Raw genomic sequence first — 3,960 nt, 5'->3', positions numbered from 1 at the left:
GAAGGCAACGGGTATGTTGAAGGAGCGAAGGCCAATGGCTGGAAACAAGCCATCAACCAACTAGCTGTGGCATACCCAGACCGATTCGCGGAGTACTTGTAAACCAAGCCCCCGCACACAAACAATCGGACACTCTCGACGGCTAGGGGTGAAAACATTTCGACTCCGACTAGGGTCCATCGATCGCATTGGGTGAATAGCTGTTTGAAGTCTTCCGGCAACCATTCAGGGCTAGATGCAAAGCCTTCCTGAACCTCTTGTACAGTGCTGCCTTCACCAAATACATAGCTATCGTCGAAGTTTGCGAAATCACTCAGATTAATCATAGGAAGTCTAACGCCCTTTCTCGCCAATACTGTCTTTTCCAAGAGTTGAATGTATTACGATCCACCGGAGTTACGTCCTTTGGAAAATCACAAGACTTTAACCCGTTAAAGATGTGAATAGAGTTACCATCATGTCCCTTTGGTGCTAGCCCTCTGGTCATTCGTTCCACGTTCGTTTCACCTCTGTGAACGTGGTTTGGGTCGAACAGATAGCCTGAATCACTTTTGAGGACTTTCTTTCCGAGGGTATCGTGTGAGGTCCAGCTTCCAATGCGGCGGTGGGCCATCAGCCCGAGCGCGTCGACCCAGTATGCTGCTTCTATCTCCAAAGTAAACAGAACCAAATCGCTTTTGAGTGGCAGTTAGGTGATCGGTGATTGTGAATTGTCGAGCCAGGCCACGATGTGGTTTTCGGCTTGTTTCGCGGACGGTAGTTTGTCGAGGTGGCGGTTTCCGTTGTGGTTCGTGAGAAGAAGCGGGAAGTAGTTTCCCTTGGCATTGAACTTGACCTGGAGGGTCTCGCCGTGCGAATTCTGGTACGTAACGAAGCCAGCGGACGGAGTTTCCGACAAGTGAGTCAGCCACTTGGGTACGGCTTTGGCAGAGGCGTAACGTTGGTCGCCCAATACGGTAGACGAGGTGGAGATGTCAGTGGTTTCGTCGCCTTCCAAGATCGGAATGCCCAAATGCGGGACCGAAATGGCGATGCCCTGGTGGAGGCCGAGCTCTGAAAGTTTTCGGGCGTCGTTCGAGAGATTTTCCGTGGGGATGTCGATTCTGGCTTGGCCGGGAGCTGGTGGTTCAACCTGCGCCAACTGCGCAATTGCCACGAGTGCCGCCATAGACTGAGGCGTATCTTCGAGGGCGGTGATGGCCAAGTTGAGAGACTCGCGCTGCGACGTACTCGCCGTGTACAACTCGAGCGAGTCGGACTGATTCACTGAATCCAGCAGGATGCCGAGTATTTCGCCTTGGTAGGCGTAGATGGCCTCATCGATGGCGGTGGTGTCATGAATATTGCTCAGCAGATGGTGGAGGTGCTCGGCGGCATCCGAGTCCATGGATTGGTCGTAAACTTTCGCATACAGTCGTCCGATGAGCAGCAGTGCGGAATCGCTATGCATAGTCTTTCGCTCCGTAAAAGTCGAAGGGGTACGGGTGGCTGGTCTTCCCGGCGAGGGGGTTTCGATCCTTTGGAGCGGAAAGCCATCCGGTGATGGCGCTGAGCACTTCGGCAGGCAGGCGCACTTCTTCCCCTTCTGCTGCAGCGAACCGGTAGCTGAGGGCGCCGGTTTTGTCGGCGTTTCCGTCAAGTCGCTCGGCCAGCTCGAATATTGTCAGCGCCGTGATATCTGCAACGAATTTGGTTGCGTCATCAGATGACAGTGGCCCTGTTTCCTGGATTCGCGTGTGAAGCTGTTCAATGGTTGGCGTGACGACGTCTTCGAGGTCCGATTGAAATTGCGTCAGCTGTTCGTTGGTGGGCTGCATTAACACTCTTATAACACTCCAGGGTTCCACGGGATATTTGTAGGTTGAGACAAGCCTTGTTGCTTGAGCTTCTCGATACCATGATCGGTTAGTGCTTCCGCTTCAGATTGGCTGAATCCGACCGAGGTGTGTGCCTCTACCTCGATGGCTCTCACGTCGTTCCAAGTATAGGTATCGACGTCAGGATCAAACTTCTTGGCAAAATCATCATATCCGCGTCGTTGTGCTGCAGTGATCTCTTTGTGAAGCGCAGATCCGGTTGCGGGATTGTTTGAATTCTTAAGTTCATTAATTGGGACTGCAGGAGCATCCAGCGAATGTTGTCGTGCCAATGGAGCATTATTGTAGTTGGCCTTCGCCGGAATATGATGCCCGCCGACTGGCGTGGAACCATAGCGTTTGACGGGAATTCCCTCGACAAATTCTTGGCACGACTCTAAGCCTAGGAAATCAATCCAGAACGCTGCGTGGTCGACATACCCCTGTGCCGAAGCTAGTCGTGGGGCAAGCCCGAGTGGGTCTTGGGCATTGTAGGCACCCAGGGTGGGGTTGTAGTAGCGGAACCGGTTGTACGCCCACCCTGATTCAGCATCCTCGTACTGACCGGCAAACAACAACGGGCTGGTGCACTGACCCGCCCACGTACGTGTGCCGTAGAGGGTTTGGGTGGTGTGTCCTTCGACGACACCGGTGGTGGTGTTGATCAGTTCCTGTGGTGCTCCGGCTAGGTCGCACACCAGGGCGTAGAACGTCGCATCAACCCGAGCCTGTGGCCAGGTGGTGGCAGGGTTAACCGGAGTCTGGTTGGCGTCGCCGGTGCCACTGGTGGTTAGTGCGATCTGGCCGTGTGTCTCACCAGTGGCCGGGTCAGTAGTCCACACGTAGCCTTCACCCACACGTGCCGGATCGGTGTCGACGGTGGTGGTGACGGCTGCCAGTTGGTTACCGGTGTGGGTGAACACGTCACGGTGGATAACTTCTCCGGTGGTGGTGTTGATCGTGTCTTTGGTGACGCGTCGGCCGAGACCATCGTAGACGTAGCGGTAGCCAACACCGGGAGCATCACTTGAGGTAAAGCCGATGGGTTGTTCACCGGTGGCGTAGAAGAAGTGATGGACTAACGGTTTCTTACCCAGGCGTTTGGTCACGGTGCGGGTGATGCGGCCGGCACTATCGTAGGTGTAGGTAGTCCGGCCGACCTTGACGGGAAGTGTGTTGTGGTAGTCGATGACCCCGTCAGTGGTAGAGGCCAGCACACCTGCCGGGGTGAAGGAGTAGTTCTCCTGGGCGGAACCCCCAGTGGTGGCACTGACCGATTGTGCTGGAGTGCCTGCTCGTGCAGGAGTGTGTGGTGGGGTGGTGCCCTGGTCACTGGGGTTGCTGGGGTTGGTGTGGGGTGTGCGGGTTGCACTGGTAGCACGGCCGATAGCGTCGACGGTGAAGCTGGTGGTGCCACGCAGTTGGTCGGTGATGGTGGTGAGGGTGGAGTCGGCTTGCCAGGTGAAGTCACGGCCTGCAACGGGTACAAGTCCGCCGGTGGTGGTGCTGTCAAGCAGGCTGGTGTGGTCACCGGTGATGCGCCCACGCGTGTCGATGTCAATGGTGCGTACCAGGTTGTCGATGGCAGTGGTGGCGCGGTGGCCGCGGGTGTTGGTGGTGTAGGTCAGCTCGGCAAGCAGACGGCCAGCGTGATCCAGGCCTGCCGGAGCGCTTGTATCGGTGTGGCGGTCATGAGTGACCGTTGGGGTGGTGTGTTGGGTGATGGTGCTGCTGGTGATCTCACCAGCGGCATTGCGCCCGTAGTCGGTGGTGATGGTGTGGTCGGTGGGTAGGGTGAGGTGTTCGCCGGTGACCATGCCCGTGGGGGAGAGCTCGAGCGTGTGGCGGGTTTCTTCGCCACTGGCCAGGCGGGTGGTTTCAGCGATGGCTCGGCCGTAGGTATCGCGGGTGTAGGTGATGGTGGCAGCCGGGTTGGTGATGCTGGTCAGGCGGCCGAAGGGATCGTAGTCAAACAGTGTGGTGCCGGAGGCATCATCAATGCTGGTGGTCAGTCCCAACTGGTTACGAGTGGTGGTCGTTGTGCCTGCTGGGGTGGTCACATTGGTGATGAGCCCGTCGGGGCTGGTGGTGTTGGTGGTGACGA

Annotated in this window: 3 protein-coding genes; all 3 read right to left on the bottom strand. The window is 56.8% G+C overall.

What is annotated here, in order from left to right; translation table 11 throughout:
• Window positions 1-688: 688 nt before the first annotated feature.
• Window positions 689-1,450 carry a hypothetical protein gene (locus MHX66_RS10390; RefSeq protein WP_239202852.1) on the bottom strand — a complete coding sequence of 254 codons (762 nt, stop codon included), beginning with the start codon at window positions 1,448-1,450 and terminating at the stop codon, window positions 689-691.
• Window positions 1,443-1,817 carry a hypothetical protein gene (locus MHX66_RS10385; RefSeq protein WP_239202851.1) on the bottom strand — a complete coding sequence of 125 codons (375 nt, stop codon included), beginning with the start codon at window positions 1,815-1,817 and terminating at the stop codon, window positions 1,443-1,445. Before MHX66_RS10385 ends, MHX66_RS10390 begins: the two co-directional genes overlap by 8 nt.
• 8 nt (window positions 1,818-1,825) lie before the next feature.
• Window positions 1,826-3,960: RHS repeat-associated core domain-containing protein (locus tag MHX66_RS10380; RefSeq protein WP_239202849.1), on the bottom strand; the 2,135-nt coding region annotated here is incomplete at its 5' end.

Origin of the sequence: Corynebacterium sp. ACRPH, from assembly GCF_022347285.1 — a bacterium.
Taxonomy (GTDB): Bacteria; Actinomycetota; Actinomycetes; order Mycobacteriales; family Mycobacteriaceae; genus Corynebacterium.
This window is presented reverse-complemented; position numbering and strand designations above follow the sequence as displayed.

Coding starts and splice junctions, on each gene's coding strand:
- MHX66_RS10385 (WP_239202851.1), bottom strand. CDS start 1,817: ATGCAGCCCACCAACGAACAGCTGACGCAATTTCAATCGGACCTCGAA.
- MHX66_RS10390 (WP_239202852.1), bottom strand. CDS start 1,450: ATGCATAGCGATTCCGCACTGCTGCTCATCGGACGACTGTATGCGAAA.